At 55.2% G+C, this 16,406-nt stretch carries 16 protein-coding genes; 10 read left to right on the forward strand and 6 right to left on the reverse strand.

Features of this window, described 5'->3' with window-relative positions; all coding sequences use genetic code 11:
• The first annotated feature begins 78 nt into the window (after nucleotides 1-78).
• From M9H61_RS05295 to M9H61_RS05330, 8 genes are all read left to right on the forward strand, one after another.
• Nucleotides 79-1,233 carry a PotD/PotF family extracellular solute-binding protein gene (locus M9H61_RS05295; protein WP_101246351.1) on the forward strand — a complete coding sequence of 385 codons (1,155 nt, stop codon included), beginning with the start codon at nucleotides 79-81 and terminating at the stop codon, nucleotides 1,231-1,233.
• A 107-nt stretch (nucleotides 1,234-1,340) separates the two neighbouring features.
• Nucleotides 1,341-2,438, forward strand: coding sequence for an ABC transporter ATP-binding protein (locus M9H61_RS05300; RefSeq protein WP_206927702.1), 1,098 nt, complete (start codon nucleotides 1,341-1,343; stop codon nucleotides 2,436-2,438).
• Nucleotides 2,439-2,473: 35 nt separating this feature from the next.
• Nucleotides 2,474-3,850 carry an aspartate aminotransferase family protein gene (locus M9H61_RS05305; RefSeq protein WP_250283775.1) on the forward strand — a complete coding sequence of 459 codons (1,377 nt, stop codon included), beginning with the start codon at nucleotides 2,474-2,476 and terminating at the stop codon, nucleotides 3,848-3,850.
• The gene (locus M9H61_RS05310) at nucleotides 3,847-4,776 is read left to right on the forward strand and encodes a 3-keto-5-aminohexanoate cleavage protein (protein ID WP_250283777.1); all 930 of its coding nucleotides are present in this window, start codon (nucleotides 3,847-3,849) and stop codon (nucleotides 4,774-4,776) included. The genes M9H61_RS05305 and M9H61_RS05310 overlap by 4 nt, the downstream gene beginning before the upstream one ends.
• A gap of 68 nt (nucleotides 4,777-4,844) precedes the next feature.
• Nucleotides 4,845-5,903, forward strand: a complete 1,059-nt coding sequence (locus tag M9H61_RS05315) for a histone deacetylase family protein (RefSeq protein ID WP_250283779.1) — start codon at nucleotides 4,845-4,847, stop codon at nucleotides 5,901-5,903.
• A complete protein-coding gene (locus M9H61_RS05320; protein WP_250283781.1) occupies nucleotides 5,900-7,045 on the forward strand; it encodes an FAD-binding oxidoreductase in 1,146 nt (381 codons plus the stop codon). The genes M9H61_RS05315 and M9H61_RS05320 overlap by 4 nt, the downstream gene beginning before the upstream one ends.
• A 48-nt stretch (nucleotides 7,046-7,093) precedes the next feature.
• Nucleotides 7,094-8,380 (forward strand): ArgE/DapE family deacylase, encoded by a 1,287-nt coding sequence (locus M9H61_RS05325; protein WP_250283783.1) that lies wholly within the window; start codon nucleotides 7,094-7,096, stop codon nucleotides 8,378-8,380.
• Nucleotides 8,381-8,422: 42 nt separating this feature from the next.
• Nucleotides 8,423-8,770 (forward strand): RidA family protein, encoded by a 348-nt coding sequence (locus M9H61_RS05330; RefSeq protein WP_068517389.1) that lies wholly within the window; start codon nucleotides 8,423-8,425, stop codon nucleotides 8,768-8,770.
• Nucleotides 8,771-8,840: 70 nt separating this feature from the next.
• Here the strand turns inward: M9H61_RS05330 and M9H61_RS05335 are convergent, their stop codons facing one another.
• Nucleotides 8,841-10,073 carry a bifunctional alpha/beta hydrolase/OsmC family protein gene (locus M9H61_RS05335; RefSeq protein WP_250283785.1) on the reverse strand — a complete coding sequence of 411 codons (1,233 nt, stop codon included), beginning with the start codon at nucleotides 10,071-10,073 and terminating at the stop codon, nucleotides 8,841-8,843.
• A gap of 99 nt (nucleotides 10,074-10,172) precedes the next feature.
• Here M9H61_RS05335 and M9H61_RS05340 point away from each other — a divergent pair, with 99 nt between their 5' ends.
• Nucleotides 10,173-10,685: a GNAT family N-acetyltransferase gene (locus M9H61_RS05340; protein WP_250283787.1), complete on the forward strand. Its 513-nt coding sequence runs from the start codon at nucleotides 10,173-10,175 to the stop codon at nucleotides 10,683-10,685.
• Nucleotides 10,686-10,729: 44 nt separating this feature from the next.
• Here the strand turns inward: M9H61_RS05340 and M9H61_RS05345 are convergent, their stop codons facing one another.
• The 3 genes from M9H61_RS05345 to M9H61_RS05355 all read right to left on the reverse strand — a co-directional run bounded on the left by M9H61_RS05345 (nucleotide 10,730) and on the right by M9H61_RS05355 (nucleotide 13,177).
• Nucleotides 10,730-11,227, reverse strand: a complete 498-nt coding sequence (locus tag M9H61_RS05345) for a thioesterase family protein (protein ID WP_206927710.1) — start codon at nucleotides 11,225-11,227, stop codon at nucleotides 10,730-10,732.
• Nucleotides 11,224-12,165: an ornithine cyclodeaminase family protein gene (locus M9H61_RS05350; RefSeq protein ID WP_250283789.1), complete on the reverse strand. Its 942-nt coding sequence runs from the start codon at nucleotides 12,163-12,165 to the stop codon at nucleotides 11,224-11,226. The genes M9H61_RS05345 and M9H61_RS05350 overlap by 4 nt, the downstream gene beginning before the upstream one ends.
• 127 nt (nucleotides 12,166-12,292) lie before the next feature.
• The gene (locus M9H61_RS05355) at nucleotides 12,293-13,177 is read right to left on the reverse strand and encodes an alpha/beta hydrolase (RefSeq protein WP_231856663.1); all 885 of its coding nucleotides are present in this window, start codon (nucleotides 13,175-13,177) and stop codon (nucleotides 12,293-12,295) included.
• A 165-nt stretch (nucleotides 13,178-13,342) separates the two neighbouring features.
• Here M9H61_RS05355 and M9H61_RS05360 point away from each other — a divergent pair, with 165 nt between their 5' ends.
• Complete coding sequence (locus tag M9H61_RS05360) at nucleotides 13,343-13,669, forward strand: hypothetical protein (protein ID WP_250283791.1); 327 nt, start codon at nucleotides 13,343-13,345, stop codon at nucleotides 13,667-13,669.
• A 76-nt stretch (nucleotides 13,670-13,745) separates the two neighbouring features.
• Here the strand turns inward: M9H61_RS05360 and M9H61_RS05365 are convergent, their stop codons facing one another.
• Nucleotides 13,746-14,816 carry a D-TA family PLP-dependent enzyme gene (locus tag M9H61_RS05365; RefSeq protein ID WP_250283793.1) on the reverse strand — a complete coding sequence of 357 codons (1,071 nt, stop codon included), beginning with the start codon at nucleotides 14,814-14,816 and terminating at the stop codon, nucleotides 13,746-13,748.
• A gap of 56 nt (nucleotides 14,817-14,872) precedes the next feature.
• A complete protein-coding gene (locus tag M9H61_RS05370; RefSeq protein WP_250283795.1) occupies nucleotides 14,873-16,342 on the reverse strand; it encodes a M81 family metallopeptidase in 1,470 nt (489 codons plus the stop codon).
• Nucleotides 16,343-16,406: the final 64 nt, after the last annotated feature.

Raw genomic sequence — 16,406 nt, forward strand, 5'->3', positions numbered from 1 at the left:
ACCAACAACAAGACCAAAAGACCAACGACCAAGAACAAAACCGATAACGGAACAAATTGTTTTATCAGGAGGCCTTAAATGGACGATACGAAACGCTATGAACGCCTGCTTAATCGTTACCGTGACGGCGATATCAGCCGCCGCACATTCCTGACCGCCCTTGGCGCGGCCGGTGTTGTTGCCGGTGTCACCGGCGGCCCGATGGGCATGCTTGCCAAAAATGCGCGCGCCGCCACCCCGGAACAGGTCCGCTTTGACGGTTGGGGCGGCGTCGTTTCCGAGGCATTCGAAAAATATGCTTTCGCGCCCTATACCCAGAAAACCGGCATCAAGGTCATTTCCGGCACCTTTGGCGGGGCCGATGAATATATCGCACGCGTCAAGGCCGGCCAGCCGGGCGAATTCAACCTTGCCCACCTGTCGGGTGTGTTTGACTATGCGCGCTATCACGGTCTGGAACTGACTTCGGAATTGAACGAAGCCAATATCCCGAACCTTAAAAACGTGATCCCGACCCTGATTGATCCGCTGCGCAAGATCAGTGGCGGCACGCTTTCGGCGGTTCCGTATGATTACGGCACCACGGGCATTGCCTATAACCGCAAATATATCAGCGACGACGAAGCCAAGGCCAAGGGTGCCAAGCTGATGGTCGATGAAGCCTATAAAGGCAAGATCGGCGGTTGGGGTGAATGGAAAACCCGCATCTGGTACGGCGCGCTTCAGTCCGATCAGGACCCGAACAACATCAAGGATATCGATGCGGTTTGGGACATGATCCGTTCGCACCGTGATCTGGCGCTTAAATACTGGAGTTCGGGCGCGGAATTGATGAGCCTTCTGGCCGAAGAAGAAATCTATGTCACCGAAGGCTGGTCGGGCCGTATCAAGGCGCTTCAGGATCAGGGCCATGACATCGGTTATCTTGATCCGGCGGGTGGTCTTGGCTGGCAGGAATGTCTGTTTGTTCTGCGCGGCAGTCCGATGGCCGCCTGTGAAGAACTTCTGAACTTCATGCTTGAACCCGAAGTGGCGATTGCAGTTGCCGAAGGTCAGAGCTACCCGCCGGCCCTTGACCCGAACAAGGTCGATCTTGGCAAAATCATCCCGACCCTGCCAGCGTTCGACCCGAAAGGCACGCTTGCATCGCTTAGCTTCTTTGATCCGGCATACTGGAACGAAAACGAAGCGGACTGGTCGAAAACCTTCTCTCGTGTGCAGCGCGGCTATTAAGGCCTGATTGCACACCTGAACCTGTGTCCTGGCCTTCGCACAACCGGCCAGGACACATCTGCCCCGTAATGGCGGCAGGCACATTTATTCTGACAGGGTATCTAACAATGGCAGACACAACCAACGCTGTTGAACTGCAAAATGTCGTGAAACGTTACGGGGAGTTCACCGCGGTCAAACGCATGGATCTGACCGTACCTGATAACAGCTTTGTCACCTTCCTTGGCCCGTCGGGCTGTGGCAAGACGACAACCTTGCGCATGATTGCAGGTCTGACCGACGTTACCGAGGGTGATTTGCTGATCCGGGGCAAACGGGTCAACAGTCTTCCGATCCATAAGCGCAATCTTGGCCTTGTGTTTCAGAACTACGCCCTGTTCCCGCACAAGACGATTTTCGACAATATCGCCTTTGGCCTGAAATACCGCAAAGTCGCCAAGGCCGACATTGCCAAGAAAGTTACCGACGCGCTTGAACTGGTGCAGCTTCCCCATGTCGCGGACCGTTATCCCAATCAGCTTTCCGGCGGCCAGCAACAGCGTATTGCGCTTGCGCGTGCGATTGTGATCGAACCCGATGTGCTGTTGCTTGATGAACCGCTATCCGCACTTGATGCGAACCTGCGCGAAGAAATGCGGGTCGAGCTTAAACGCATTCAGCGCGAACTGGGCGTTGCGACCGTCTTTGTCACCCATGACCAGTCAGAGGCCCTTGCCATGTCTGACAAGCTGGTGGTGATGAATAACGGCATCGTCGAACAGGAAGGCGCCCCGGAAGATGTTTATAACAATCCGGCATCCGCATTCGTTGCAGACTTCCTGGGACATTCCAACATTATTGCCGCAAACCTTGGTAGCCCGGATGCGGCCTTTACCAGTGTTAATCTGCAAAGTGGTGAAACGCTTTTGACCACAGCGGAACAAACCGCCAAGGCCAACGGATCAAAGGATGTCCGTGCGGTCATCCGTGCGGAAAAGATTGAACTGTCAGATCAAAACGGCGCCAAGGATGGCAGCATCGCCATTCCCGGCAAGATCAAGACAGTCGATTATCTTGGCCAGCAGGCCCGATATTTCGTTACGGCCAATGGCCGTGACTGGCAGGTGATCAATCCGATTGATGCCCGCCCCCATCAGGAAGGTGCCGATATCTTTATGCATATCGCGGCACGTAATTGTGTGTTGTTGCCCGGTCATCAGGACTAAGGATCGCTGATACCGGTTCAGGAGAGCCACCATAAATGACGCATGATATGAAAAATCCGGTCGGTCATAACCGGGAATCCCGCCTGTTTTATCAAAGCCGGTCGCGCCGCCCGCTGATTGACCGCGCCGAAGGCGTTTACATGTGGGACGTTGATGGCAAACGCTATATCGATGCCTCCAGCGGGGCGATGGTCAGCAATATCGGCCATAGTGACCCGCGCGTGATTGCCGCAATGAATGCACAGCTTGAAAAGGCAAGTTTCGCCTATCGCCTGCATTTTGAAAATGACGCGGCCGAAGACCTTGCCTGGCGGTTGGCCGAACGTGCACCGGGTGACCTTGAACGGGTGTTCTTTGTTTCGGGCGGGTCCGAGGCGGTTGAAAGCTGCATCAAGCTTGCCCGCCAATACGCACTGGCCAAGGGTGAACCCCAGCGCACCAAAGTCATTTCACGGTTCCCAAGCTATCATGGTTCCACCCTTGGTGCGCTTGCCCTGACCGGCTATACGCCGATGCATGCGCCATTCGCGCCGATGATGGTCGATCAACCCAAAATCCCTGCCCCGACCTGTTATCTGGATCGTGATGATTTGTCCGATCATGATCGCGGCATCAAATATGCCAACATGCTCGAAGCAGAGATCATCAAACAGGGTCCGGAAACCGTTCTTGGGTTCATCATGGAACCGGTTGGCGGGGCGGCCACCGGGGCGCTGGTTGCCCCGGACAGCTATTATGGCCGCATCCGCGAGATTTGCGATCAATACGGCATTCTTCTGATCTATGACGAGGTCATGACCGGGGCCGGTCGGACCGGCAAATATTTTGCCTGCGAACATTGGGGCATCACGCCCGATATCCTTGCCGTTTCCAAGGGGTTGGCCGCGGGTTATGCGCCGCTTGGCGCGATGATTGCGCCCGATCGTATCGTCGGCCCGGTTCTTGATCATGGCGGGTTTATCCATGGCTATACCTATGCCGGGAACCCGCTTGCCTGTGCGGCGGGGAATGCGGTTCTTGATGTGATTGACGAAGACGGCCTTCTTGAAAATGCCGCAACAAGCGGTGCGGCCCTAAAAGCCGAACTTTCCAAGCTGTCAGATGAATTCACCATGATCGGCGATGTACGCGGCAAGGGATTGTTGCTTGCGGTTGAGCTGGTCAAGGATCGCAAATCCATGGAACCGCTTGATCCCAAACATATGGCGGCCGCCCGGCTGGTCGATATCGCCTATGACAAGGGATTGATCATTTACTGGCGTCGCACACGCGGCGGATATCGGGGCGATCACGTGATGGTCTGCCCGCCCATGACCATCAAGCCCGAACAGTTCGACGACATTATGGTGCCATTGCGTGCCGCCCTTGCCGAACTTCAGGATGAACTTCTCGTCGCCGGAGCCTTTTCATGAGCCGGAAAGTTATCATCACCTGTGCGGTTACCGGATCGGTTCACACCCCGTCCATGAGCCCGCATTTGCCCATCACACCCGATGAAATCGCCAAGCAGGCGATTGATGCGGCCAATGCCGGTGCATCGATCCTGCATCTGCATGCCCGTGATCCCAAGACCGGCTTTCCAAGCCCGGATCCCGACCTGTTCATGGATTTCCTGCCCAAGATCAAGGCCGCAACCGATGCAGTGATCAATATCTCGACCGGCGGCGGCATGACCATGACGGTCAAGGACCGCATTCGTGCCGCCACCCATGCATCACCGGAAATGGCGTCGCTCAATATGGGGACGATGAATTTCGGACTGTTTCCTGCCCTTGCGGGACGCAGCGAATGGAAACATGACTGGGAACCGGAATTTCTTGAAAGCAGCCGCGACTTTGTTTTCAAAAACACGTTTTCCGACATCGAGACCATTCTGGCCGATCTTGGCGAAGCCAACGGAACGCGGTTCGAATTTGAATGCTATGACGTCGGCCATCTTTATACCCTTGCCCATTTCGTTGACCGTGGCCTGATCAAGGGTCCGATCTTTATCCAGTTTGTGCTGGGTGTTCTGGGCGGCATCGGGGCTGACCCCGACAACCTGGCCCATCTGAAACGCACCGCTGACAAGCTGTTTGGTGATCAATACCAGTTCTCGGTTCTGGGGGCCGGTCGTCATCAGATTCCGCTTGCCAGCATGGCGGCCGCGATGGGCGGCAATGTCCGGGTCGGACTTGAAGACAATCTTTATCTGCGCAAGGGCGAACTTGCGCCGGACAACGCATCACAGGTTCGCAAAATCCGCGAAATCCTGGACGGGTTGTCACTTGAAATCGCAACACCGGACGAGGCGCGTGCGATTTTGGGGCTTAAAGGGGCTGACAAGGTCGCCTTCTAGCCCGCCTGAAACGACGAACCAGTTGATACGACAACCGTTTATCCACGTAACAGTGAAAGGCGGCAGCGATGATGCGTGCCTATTTCTCAGACGATCAGTTACGCCACCACGGCAAGACATTCATTGTCGCGGGCGAGAAAAAACCGATCCCCGAAGTCCCTGAACGCGCCGAAATCCTGCATACGGCGATTGCGCGGCTGGGGCTTGAGGTCTGTGCACCATCAGATGCCGGTATGGCCCCGATTGCTGCCATTCACGACAATCAATATCTGGATTTCTTGCAAACCATTTACCCGGAATGGATTGCTGCGGGCGGGTCGGAACTGGTGATCCCCAACATTCACCCGTTTGATCGTAATGGCCCCTACCCGCGCCACCATGCCGGCAAGGCCGGTTTTCATCTGGGCGATACGTCCTGCCCGATATCGGAAACCACGTGGCAATCGGCCTATGCCAGTGCGCAAACCGCGATTTCAGCCGCCCGTCATGTCCGCGATGGCGGCGCGCAATCGGCCTATGCGTTGTGTCGTCCGCCCGGACATCACGCCAGTTCCAACCTTGCCGGCGGGTTCTGTTATCTGAATAACAGTGCGATTGCCGCACAGGAATTGCGCGAAAAATATGACCGGGTGGCGATCCTTGATGTCGATCTGCATCATGGTAACGGCACCCAGCATATTTTCTATGAACGGTCCGATATCCTGACCCTTTCGATCCATGCCGACCCGATGGATTTTTATCCGTTCTTCTGGGGCAATGCCGAAGAAACCGGGGCCAAGGACGGAATTGGTTTTAACAAGAACTATCCATTGGCACTGGGCAGTGGCGATGACGTGTTCCTTGCCGCACTAGATCGGGCGATGGTCGCGATTGACGAATTCGGGGCCGATGCGGTGGTGGTTGCACTTGGTCTTGATGCATCGCGCGATGATCCGTTTGGCGGCCTTGCTGTCAGCCCGGATGGTTTTTCCCGGATCGGTGAAAAAATTGGCACCCTTACCTGCCCAACCGTGATAGTGCAGGAAGGTGGTTATGTTAGCGTCACGCTGGCGGAAAACCTGTATCAGTTTCTAAGCGCCTTTGGCGCCACCACCAAAAACATTTCGATATCAGAAGGCCCCAAATGACCCATTCAGACATCCTGATTATTGGCGGCGGCATCGCCGGTATGTCGGCCGCATATTTTCTGGCCAAGGCGGGAAAATCCGTCACCGTTCTGGAGCGCGAAGATCAGCCGGGCTATCACAGCACCGGTCGGTCCGCCGCCCTTTATAGTGAAACCTATGGCCCGAAAATCATCCGCAAGATGTCGACGGCAAGTCGCGATTTCTTTTTGAACCCGCCAGCCGGTTTTACCGAAAACCCGATCCTGACCCCGCGCGGGATCATCATGTATGCCGGGCCGGGCGAAGAAGCCGAACTTGATGCCCTGATTTCCGAAGGCCGGGCAAACGGCGCGAATTTTACCGAACTGACCCCGGATGCGCTTAAGGAAATCGTACCGATCCTCAATACCGATCTGATCGCCAAGGGTGCGCATGAACCCGATGCGATGGACATTGATGTTCATGCCCTTCACTGGGGCTTTATCCGTCAGTTCAAGGCCGTGGGTGGCAACCTTGTCATCAAGGCCGATGTCAGTGCGATTGCCAAAGCCGGTGATAACTGGCAGGTCACCCTTGCCAATGGCGATGTGCATAGCGGTGCAATCCTTGTGAATGCCGCAGGTGCCTGGGCCGATGACATCGCCACCAAGGCCGGTGTCAAACCGCTTGGCATTGTGCCAAAACGCCGGACTGCCGTGATGGTGGATGCGCCCGATGGCATGGATATTCATGGTCTTCCGATGGTCGCGGCCCTTGATGAAAGCCTGTATTTCAAGGAAGACGCAGGCCGGTTACTCGTATCGCCCGCCGATAAAACCCCGACCGAACCCCATGATGTCCAGCCCGAAGAACTTGATATCGCCATTGCGATTGACCGTCTGATGACCGCGACCAGCGTTGTGGTCCGTCGCCCGGGTGAATCCTGGGCCGGGTTGCGCAGCTTCTTTGCCGATGGCGATCCTGTTTCAAGCTTTGATCCGCAAGATGACAGCTTCTATTGGCTGGCCGGCCAGGGTGGCTATGGCATTCAGACAGCCCCCGCCATGGGTGAATATGCCGCAAGCCTGATCTGTGGTAACGGCATTCCGGCCCATATGGAAAAGCTTGGCATACGCGAAGATGCCCTGTCGGTAAGCCGCCCGACACTTGCATCTGGCAAATGATCAAATACCGGCAGGGATAAAAGCCCCCTGCCTGATGGAGAAAACAGCATGACCGGTTTTGATCGCGCCGCCCTTCGCAAGGCGGTAGCCGACCGCACATCACAGGCGATTGATGATCTTTGCGCATTGGTGCGTCATGACAGTCTTTTGGGCAATGAAGCATCGGCGCAAGACTGGATCGCCGATCAGTTTGCCAAAATGGGACTGGATGTTGAACGTGTGACGATCGACATCGACGCATTGCGCGATCAGCCGGGCTTTTCGCCGCCGGTTATTGACACCTATGACGGACGCGAAAATGTTGTCGGCTTGCACCGCCCGAAAAATCCGACCGGTCGCAGCCTGATCCTGAACGGGCATATGGATGTTGTGCCGACCGGACCGGTTGATCAATGGCGTCGCGGTCCGTTTGATCCGCATGTCGATGGTGACTGGCTTTACGGTCGCGGTGCCGGTGACATGAAGGCCGGTATCATTGCCTATTGCCATGCCCTTCGGGCACTTCATGATATCGGGCTTGAACCGGCTGCCCCGGTTACTCTGCAATCGGTGATCGAGGAAGAATGCACCGGCAACGGTGCGCTTGCCTGTCTTCATGCCGGGTATCGTGCCGATTGCGCGATCATTCCCGAACCGTTCAACCAGACGCTTATGACCGCACAGCTTGGCGTGATGTGGTTCCAGATCCATGTTTCGGGAAGCCCGGCGCACGTTCTCGATACCTCGGCCGGGAGCAACGCGATTGAAGCGGCCTTTGGCTTCTTTGAAGTTCTCAAAGAAGTCGAGGATATCTGGAACCATCCGACCGACCGGCATTGTGCATACGGGGCGCATGTTCACCCCGTGAACTTCAACCTTGGCAAGATCGAAGGCGGTGAATGGGCATCGACCGTGCCACCGGTATGCACGGCCGATATCCGTGTTGGTTTCTATCCGGGGATGGAGCTTGCAAAAGTGCGCGAAACCATCGAGATGGTTAAGCAAAGTGCACTTGATAATCATCCGGCATGCAAGGGTGCAAAGATCGAGATCACCTATCGCGGTTTTCAGGCCGAAGGATGCGAGATGGATATCAATCATCCGATGATGACGATGATTGGCGATATCCATCAGGAAGTGACCGGAGACGCGATCAAAAACTATGCCTCGACCGCGACCACGGATGCCCGTTTCTTCCAGATTTACGGCAATATCCCGGCCACCTGTTACGGGCCCAAAGCCGAACGGATTCACGGCATTGATGAACGGGTTTCAATCGCATCGATGATGGAAGTCACCGAGGTCCTTGCGCTGTTCATTGCAGACTGGTGCGGTGTGCAAAAGCGTGGTAGCTAAACCCGAATAAATTATTCAATTTTGTCACCAAAGGAGAGCTTCATGAGCGTTCAACGTTTCCACACCGGCCCGCGTATGAGCCAGGCCGTTGTTCACGGCAACACCATCTATCTTGCAGGCCAGGTTGGCGATCCCAAAAGCGACGTGACCAACCAGACCAAAGAATGCCTGGCAAAGGTTGACGCGCTTCTGGCCGAATGCGGTTCGAGCAAGGAAAACATCCTGTCGACCACCATCTGGCTGGCTGACATGAAAGATTTCGCTGCCATGAACGAAATCTGGGATGCATGGGTACCGCAGGGCCACACCCCGGCACGTGCATGCGGCGAGGCAAAGCTTGCCACCCCGGAATACCTTGTCGAATTCATCGTGGTTGCGGCAAAACCGTAATCGGATCGATCCGAACACAAAAGCCCGGCATATCCCCATATGCCGGGCTTTTTGTTTGGGATGCTTTGGGTCAGGCCCCGTGTTCCCGGGTCACAATCACGGAACTGGCTTCTAGTGTCCGGTGGACCGGGCATTTATCAGCGATTTCAAGCAGCCGTTTGCGCACGTCATCGGTAAAATCACCATGCAGGGTGATCAGGCGTTCAAACCGGTCAATCTTGCCCGACTTGCCGATTTTTTCCGACGCACATTCCGCGCAATCATCCGCGTGAACTTTCTGATGGCGGATTTCGACCCGGATGCCATCAACCGGTATTTGTTTGTGATCGGCATACATGCGAAGCGTCATGACCGTGCAGGCCCCAAGCCCAGCCGCAAGAAAATCATAGGGTGACGGACCGCTGTCAAACCCGCCGACATTTTCCGGCTCGTCGGCAATCATGCGATGCTGCCCGGCAATGACCATCGACTGGAATTTGCCAAGACCGGTTTCGCGCACCACCACGCCTTCGGCCGGTTCCGGAATGTCTTCCACGGCTTTTGGAATATAACGCGTCGCCCATGCGGCAATTACCGTTGCCACATATTGGGCATCATCGGGATTGCGCAGCAAATGATCCGCATCATCAAGGGAGACAAAGCTTTTGGGATGTTTGGCCGCATCATAAATCCGCCCGGCATTTTCAATCCCCACCGTCTGATCCATCGGCGCATGCAAAACCAGCAACGCCTTGTGCAGCCTGGCCACCGATTTTTCGATGCTGTGATTGCGCAGATCATCGACAAATTGCCGCCTGATCACAAAGGGACGCCCGCCAAGTGATACTTCCGCCTGCCCGTCGCGGTCGATATCGGCAAGGTAATCGTCAAAATTATGCGTGACGTGTTCGACATCGGCCGGGGCACCGATGGTGGCAATTGCCGTTGCCTCGGGCACGCTATCGGCCACGGCAAGAACCGCCGCCCCGCCCAGCGAATGGCCGATCAAAAGTTTGGGCGCGGCAAATTCATGACGCATGAAATCCGCCGCGCGCCGCAGGTCTTCAAGGTTCGATGTAAAATTGGTCGATGAAAAATCCCCGCCCGATCCACCAAGCCCGGTAAAATCAAATCGCAAAACGCCAATCCCCTGCAAGGTCAGGGACTGGGCAATTTTACGCGCCGCAGTCAAATCCTTGCTACAGGTAAAGCAATGGGCAAACAGCGCATAGGCCCGCACCGGCCCGACCGGCAAATCAAGCCTTGCGGCCAGTTGCGCGCCATGGGCACCTTCGAATGTCAGTTTGATGGGCTTGACCGGCATTGATTCCTCCGCATTTGCAAACGAAAAACGGCTTTGATTACATGGAATTCACGCTACAGTTTTGATCGACAGTTTCCACCATAACAAGCGCCCCACATCATGACCATTCTTGAAACACCGCGTACCATCCTGCGCGAAGCCACCCATGACGATGCCCCGTTCATCCTGCAACTTCTGAACGAACCGGGATGGATCCGGTTTATCGGCGATCGCGATATCCATGATCTTGCCGCTGCGCGCGATTACATCGATCTGCGCTTTCGCGAGAATTATGAAAAGCTTGGCTTCGGGATGTGTGTTGCCGTTGAAAAGGATACTCAAAGCCCGATTGGACTGATCGGTTTTGTCAAACGCGATACTCTTGATGCACCTGATATCGGCTATGCCGTGACCGAGGCCCATCAGGGCAAGGGATATGCCTATGAAGTTTGTTCTGCCCTGCTTGATCATGGCTGGAACGTCTATGGCTTTGACAAGGTTTACGGATATTGCCTGCCTGACAACGGCCCATCCATTCACATGCTTGAAAAGCTTGGCCTGACATTCCTGCGTGATCAGGATGTCAATCTGTCGGGTGAGATGTGCCGGCTTTATATGGCAACCCGCCCATAGGCCCAAAAGAAAACCCCGCATCGATGACTGCGGGGTTTTCCATTTTACTTGCGGCGAATGCCAATTTTGCGTCCGACCCCGGACGGGATCGGAAGATCGGCATGGGCTTCGCGGATCCGGTTAAGGGTCGTCATGATATCATCGGGAAACGGGGCCGACCGGCGTTCCGCCATATTGATATGCATGGTGATGATTTCGTTGGTCGAGGCCAGCCAGCCTTCGGTACCATGGCGCATTTCATGATACATGTGAATGCGTTTCTGATCGCAATCAAGCACCCTTGTATAGATGACGAACGGGTCATCCTGATGAATTTCCCGATCATAGGTCACATGCATTTCAAGCCCGAAAGTCGACCCGCCGCGCCGTTCGGGATAGGTATATCCCATCCCCACCGCATCAAGAAACGCCATTGATCCCAGATCAAAGGCAACGACGTAATAGCCGACATTCATATGGCCGTTGAAATCAATCCATTCCGGTTTGATTTTACCGCGAAACGCTTCGAGCGGTTCCGGGGCGAACAGATCGGCACTGATCATTTTTCGACCGCCTTTACCACGGCCACGGCGGCAAAGAAATCTTCAAGCGAATGACCGACCGATTTGAAAACGGTGCATTCCCCGTCGCTTTGGCGTCCGGAAACGTCACCGCGGGTCAGACCGAACAGATCGCCCAGAATATCGGTTTTTGCAATCGCACCACTATTGATCGCCTGAACCACATCGCCGCCTTCGGCGCTGGCCCCTTCGAAGCTGTCGACAAAGATCCGGCATTTTGCCATCACGCCATCATCGGTTTCGCGCATGGTTGGTTTGAAGGCACCGACCAGATCAACATGGGTGCCGTCGCGCAGCCAGTCACCGCGCACAAGCGGTTCGGTCGAAAGGGTGGCGCATGAAATCAGGTCTGCGGACTTACAGGCCGCTTCAAGATCATCTGTACCCGACGCATTGAAACCAAGTTCGGCAATTTCCGCGGCAAGCTTTGTCGCCTTATCGGCATTGCGGTTCCAGATCGTGATATTTTTGATCGGGCGCACCGATGCATGGGCCTTGATCAATTGCGGGGCCATCGCACCCGATCCGACCATGACCATGTCAGTCGCATCCTTGCGCGCCAGATAATCCGCCGCCAGGGCCGATGCCGCGGCCGTGCGACGCGTGGTCAGCTTGGTGCCATCAATCACGGCGGATGGCTGACCGGTTACGGTATCAAGAAGAACATAGGTCCCCGAAACCGCCGGAAGATTGCGCGCCGAATTCCCCGGCACCACGGCGGCGATTTTCACCCCCGCGGCCCCGTCCTTTTGCCAGGCCGGCATGATCAGGAAAGTCGCATCATCCTCGTTGCTGCGTTCCATGTTGAAATGGCTGCGCAGTGGGGCTTCGCACCCTTGGGCAAATCCGTTGCGCAGGGCTTCGACCAGATCCCGGGGCGATACAAATTTGTCGATATCTTCAGCAGTGATGAAACGCATGTGCCTTCCTGTAGAATTATTTTTGATTTCAGTTTGGTAGCGGACGTTTTTTATACCACGTCAGGACCGCCCCGTCACAGGATGAGCACCGGTTTTTTATGCTGTTTTTTATGGAAATTGCCGTCGTTTAGGGCAGCAGAAACCGCTTGAGATGCCCAAACAGTGACCCCGTGCCCAAAAAGACTTCTTCAAGCACGGTAAAGTGGTTTGCCCCCCATGCCTTATAGACCGGGACCTTGTGCCCGGCACTGCCGCAATAGGCGCCATAGGCATCACTTTGACGAACGAATTCCGGGCTTTCATTGCCGCCGACAATCACCATCATCCGCACATCCACCGGCACCGCATCAAGCATCGGCGAGTTATCGGCCGCAGACGCCGCATCAAGTCGGATATCCTCATTCAGCGTCGTGTGACGGACCGGTTCGAGATCAAACACACCCGATATCGGAACAACGGCGGAAAATGGTGCCGGATCGCCAAGCGTTTCTTCCCAGTCATGGGTGGCAAGACGGGCAACAATTTGACCACCCGCCGAATGGCCGGAAATCGAAATGCGGTCGCGATCACCGTTAAAGTCTTCGATATGGCGATAGATATAATCAATGCAGCGCACGGCTTCGTCGGTGATATCAGCCACCGTCACATCCGGGCACAGATCATAATTCGGGCAAATCACGGTAAACCCGGCCGCCACCAGATCACGGGCGACAAAGGCGTAATCCTTTTTGTCCTGGCTGCGCCAATATCCGCCATGGAAAAACACATGAACCGGTGCCCCTGGTTCCGATGCCATGAAAACATCCATGGTTTCCTTGGGACCATCGCCAAAGCGGACATCGATCTTGCCGCCAAGCTGGGCACGCGTTTCATCGGACAGTTTCACAAACCGTTCGAAATGGGTCATGAATTCCGGCACGGTTTCGCGCGGATTATATTGCCATTCAAGTTCAGCAGATGTGAAACCACCCCAAGCCATCGGCACCTCGGACATTGCGGGACTGAACGCCACAGGAATTGACGTCCTGTTTCGATCTTTCTTCAATTTTACCCTGTTTGCAATCACTTCGCATAAGGGATGCGTATTTTTACGCGTTTTCATACCCGATGATTGATTGGTCGGGACCGGAATGCGAAACTGCTGGAAACAATTTTTATATCAACCGGATAACACCCCATGTCCCTGCCCCGTTCCTGCCCGTTTCCGTCCACGGATACCGACCGCACCCGTATCTGGGAAATGCTGGTTTTGCGTGATATTGCGGCCTTTGTCGCCGCCGACTGGTCAATGGTCGAGGATGATTTCAAGGCAGACGGGTTTTACGCGATTGATGCCTGCAAATCCGATAATCCCGATGACTGGAAAAGATCGACATCACCGGCAACCGGGCACTGGTGCGCAAACATTTCAACGGGCGCATCAAAAAAGCAGACGGCACAGAAGACCGTCTGCTTTGGAAAACCCATTATTACTGCGAAAAGCAGCCGGATGGAAAATGGCTGATTACCGGGTTTACCGGCTATCTGCCCAACCATGACCCGGCGTAAGTTCCGGGTTCATCCAACATATTTTCGTTTGATTACAGAACCTTGCCGCGCGCTTCCACATCGACGGTTTGGATTGCATCACCGCGTACCAGATGCACCTGATCAAGCATATTGCTGACCACGCAGACATGGTTGGGGATGATTTCAATCCGTTCGCCAATTTCAAACGGGGTCAGACCCGCGTCAAAATGCAAAATGCCGTGTTCTTCGGAAAGCCCGACCACCGCAACATCGGGATGACCAACGACATAGCCATACCCGTCAAGCCCCAGAAGATCAGATGTCAGAACCTTGGACCCGGCATCAATGATCGCGCGGCCCGGGGCCGGAAGTGACACGATTTCGGTCAAAACACGAAGCGCACAATCATCTTCCGCACACACACCACGCGCCATCAGCGACCGGTCATTATAGATATAGGTGCCGATACGGTATTCGGTGATATTGGCGACCTCGTGGGCCTTCCACATGTCCGGAGTTCCGCCGGAACTTCTGATCGGGCAGTCAATGCCTGCGGCCGCAAGTTTGGTCATCGCATCCCCAAAGAATGCGGCAACCTTGTCACCGCCCCCGGCCGCCGGATAGGTCATCAGACCGGCAAATGATATGCCCGGAAGGGCTTTGATCTTTTGCGCAAGTTCCAGGGCCGCCTGCGGGGTCTGAACGCCGCAACGCCCACCACCGGTATCGCATTCAATCAGGATTTCAAGCGGCTTGGCACTATCGGCAAAGGCACGCGACAGACCATTGATCACCGGCAGGTTATCGGCCACCACGCGAAGGGTTTTGACCCGGTCAAACAAAGCCCGCAGACGGGCAAGCTTGCGATCCCCCAACACGTTATAGGTCAGAAGAATGTCATCCATGCCGGCATCGGCCATGACTTCGGCTTCGCCGATTTTCTGACAGGTAATCCCCTTGGCCCCGGCATCAAGTTGCTGTTTGGCAAAGGCCGGAAGTTTGTGGGTTTTGATATGAGGGCGCAGCGCAATCCCATGCTTGTCGCAATAGGCCTGATAGGCATCGATATTCCGATCTACCGTATCAAGATTGACCACCGCACAAGGCGTATCAAGTTCGGGATATTGCGGTGAACGGGTCATGAAAAACGTCCTTTGATATTCGGTGGTGACGCGAAGGGTGCAGTGGCAATCGACAATCAGCCTGCCTTTTGGGCAAACGGATCATCGACAATTGGCCAAAGCGGACGTTTGACATGACGGTATCCGTTGGTTTTCGGATCCGACGGATAAGGACCATGCACATCGATATAGATGATCTCGCCCGCGATCTTGGCGAAGGCATCGTAGAAGTGATTGGTCGATTTGATAAACAGATATTTTTTTGATTTCGGATCGATGCCCATATTGGAAAACAGGCTGGGATCGAAACTTTGTGACCGGTTGGTGTTCAAGATGACCTGGCCGCCGCCCGGAAGTTCAATCACCGCGCAATCGCCAAGCGGCACGATGCTTTGGCCGAAATACTGCCAGGCATCGCGTTCAAGCTTTTTGACCACCACCTCGGCATCAATGGGTGCGCCCGCATGAGCCCCGGTTTTTCCGCCAAAGCGCAGCGGCAATGTCGCGCCCTCGCCAGCCGAGAAACAGGTCTTTACCGCCATCGGATCCCAAAGCGTGCCAAAGGCATAATCGGAAAGCCCGCGTTCCATCACTGCACGCAGCAAAATCGTGCTGTCGCCCGGAACACCGCCGCCCGGATTGTCCCAGACATCGGTCAGTACAATCGGCTGTGCATCGGATGCCAGTGCCTGATCAAGGGCGACTTCGGGTTTAAGGAATGTCGGACGGGTGGCCCCACGGAAACCAAACAACTCAACCCCCAGGTCTCGTGCTATCTGTTTGGCTTCCGCAGGGTTATTGTTGGTGGTGACAACGACCTTGGCCCCAAGATCAGGAACGTCACCGGCCATAAATCCGTGAATGAACGATATCGACAGGATATCGCCCGTGCCTTCCATATCCTTTGCCCGGTCGATAAAGGACCGCATCGGTTCGCGCGATGTCGGCAGAACTTCGATCATGTGGCAATCGAACACTGCCTTGGTCGGGGTGATTTCACCACGCAATGTGCGCAGGACAAGATCAACAACCGCCCGGCCGGTTTCGACAAAATCGGTATGGGGGAATTCCTTGAACGCCACGATAATGTCGGCATTGTCGACCCGAAGTGCTGTCAAATGACTATGCGGATCGAAACTGGTGCCGATCACGACATCCGGACCGACCAGATCGCGAATGCGCGAAATCAGGTCACCTTCGCAATCAAGATAATCCTGCGCCACCATTGCCCCGTGCAGGCCAAGGATCACGCCATCCACCGGCATGGCCGCGCGCAACTGACCAAGAACCTCGTCACGGAGCTGTTCATATGTCTCGCGGCTGACCAACCCGCCCGGTTCGGCCCAGGTTGCGGTTCCTTCGATCAATTCCCAGCCTTCCTTGGCAGCGCGAAGACGGCCTTCGGTAAAGACGGCACTGCACAGCGTCGGTGTGACCGGATGTTGGCCGGGAGGTGCATAAAAGCTTTCCTGAAAATCAGAAAAATCAGTTCTTAAAGGGGAAAATGTATTGGTCTCGGTTGCAATCGAGGCGCAAAAAATCCGCATGGCCCGTGCCTTTGTTATTGGTCTTATGAAATTGGAAAATGGAATCCGAAGGGGCAGAACCCTG

Source organism: Thalassospira sp. GO-4 (assembly GCF_023588965.1).
Lineage (GTDB): Bacteria > Pseudomonadota > Alphaproteobacteria > Rhodospirillales > Thalassospiraceae > Thalassospira > Thalassospira povalilytica.

Coding starts and splice junctions, on each gene's coding strand:
- M9H61_RS05310 (WP_250283777.1), top strand. CDS start 3,847: ATGAGCCGGAAAGTTATCATCACCTGTGCGGTTACCGGATCGGTTCAC.
- M9H61_RS05305 (WP_250283775.1), top strand. CDS start 2,474: ATGACGCATGATATGAAAAATCCGGTCGGTCATAACCGGGAATCCCGC.
- M9H61_RS05335 (WP_250283785.1), bottom strand. CDS start 10,073: ATGCCGGTCAAGCCCATCAAACTGACATTCGAAGGTGCCCATGGCGCG.
- M9H61_RS05360 (WP_250283791.1), top strand. CDS start 13,343: ATGTCCCTGCCCCGTTCCTGCCCGTTTCCGTCCACGGATACCGACCGC.
- M9H61_RS05365 (WP_250283793.1), bottom strand. CDS start 14,816: ATGACCCGTTCACCGCAATATCCCGAACTTGATACGCCTTGTGCGGTG.
- M9H61_RS05295 (WP_101246351.1), top strand. CDS start 79: ATGGACGATACGAAACGCTATGAACGCCTGCTTAATCGTTACCGTGAC.
- M9H61_RS05315 (WP_250283779.1), top strand. CDS start 4,845: ATGATGCGTGCCTATTTCTCAGACGATCAGTTACGCCACCACGGCAAG.
- M9H61_RS05350 (WP_250283789.1), bottom strand. CDS start 12,165: ATGCGTTTCATCACTGCTGAAGATATCGACAAATTTGTATCGCCCCGG.
- M9H61_RS05300 (WP_206927702.1), top strand. CDS start 1,341: ATGGCAGACACAACCAACGCTGTTGAACTGCAAAATGTCGTGAAACGT.
- M9H61_RS05345 (WP_206927710.1), bottom strand. CDS start 11,227: ATGATCAGTGCCGATCTGTTCGCCCCGGAACCGCTCGAAGCGTTTCGC.
- M9H61_RS05325 (WP_250283783.1), top strand. CDS start 7,094: ATGACCGGTTTTGATCGCGCCGCCCTTCGCAAGGCGGTAGCCGACCGC.
- M9H61_RS05330 (WP_068517389.1), top strand. CDS start 8,423: ATGAGCGTTCAACGTTTCCACACCGGCCCGCGTATGAGCCAGGCCGTT.
- M9H61_RS05320 (WP_250283781.1), top strand. CDS start 5,900: ATGACCCATTCAGACATCCTGATTATTGGCGGCGGCATCGCCGGTATG.
- M9H61_RS05340 (WP_250283787.1), top strand. CDS start 10,173: ATGACCATTCTTGAAACACCGCGTACCATCCTGCGCGAAGCCACCCAT.
- M9H61_RS05370 (WP_250283795.1), bottom strand. CDS start 16,342: ATGCGGATTTTTTGCGCCTCGATTGCAACCGAGACCAATACATTTTCC.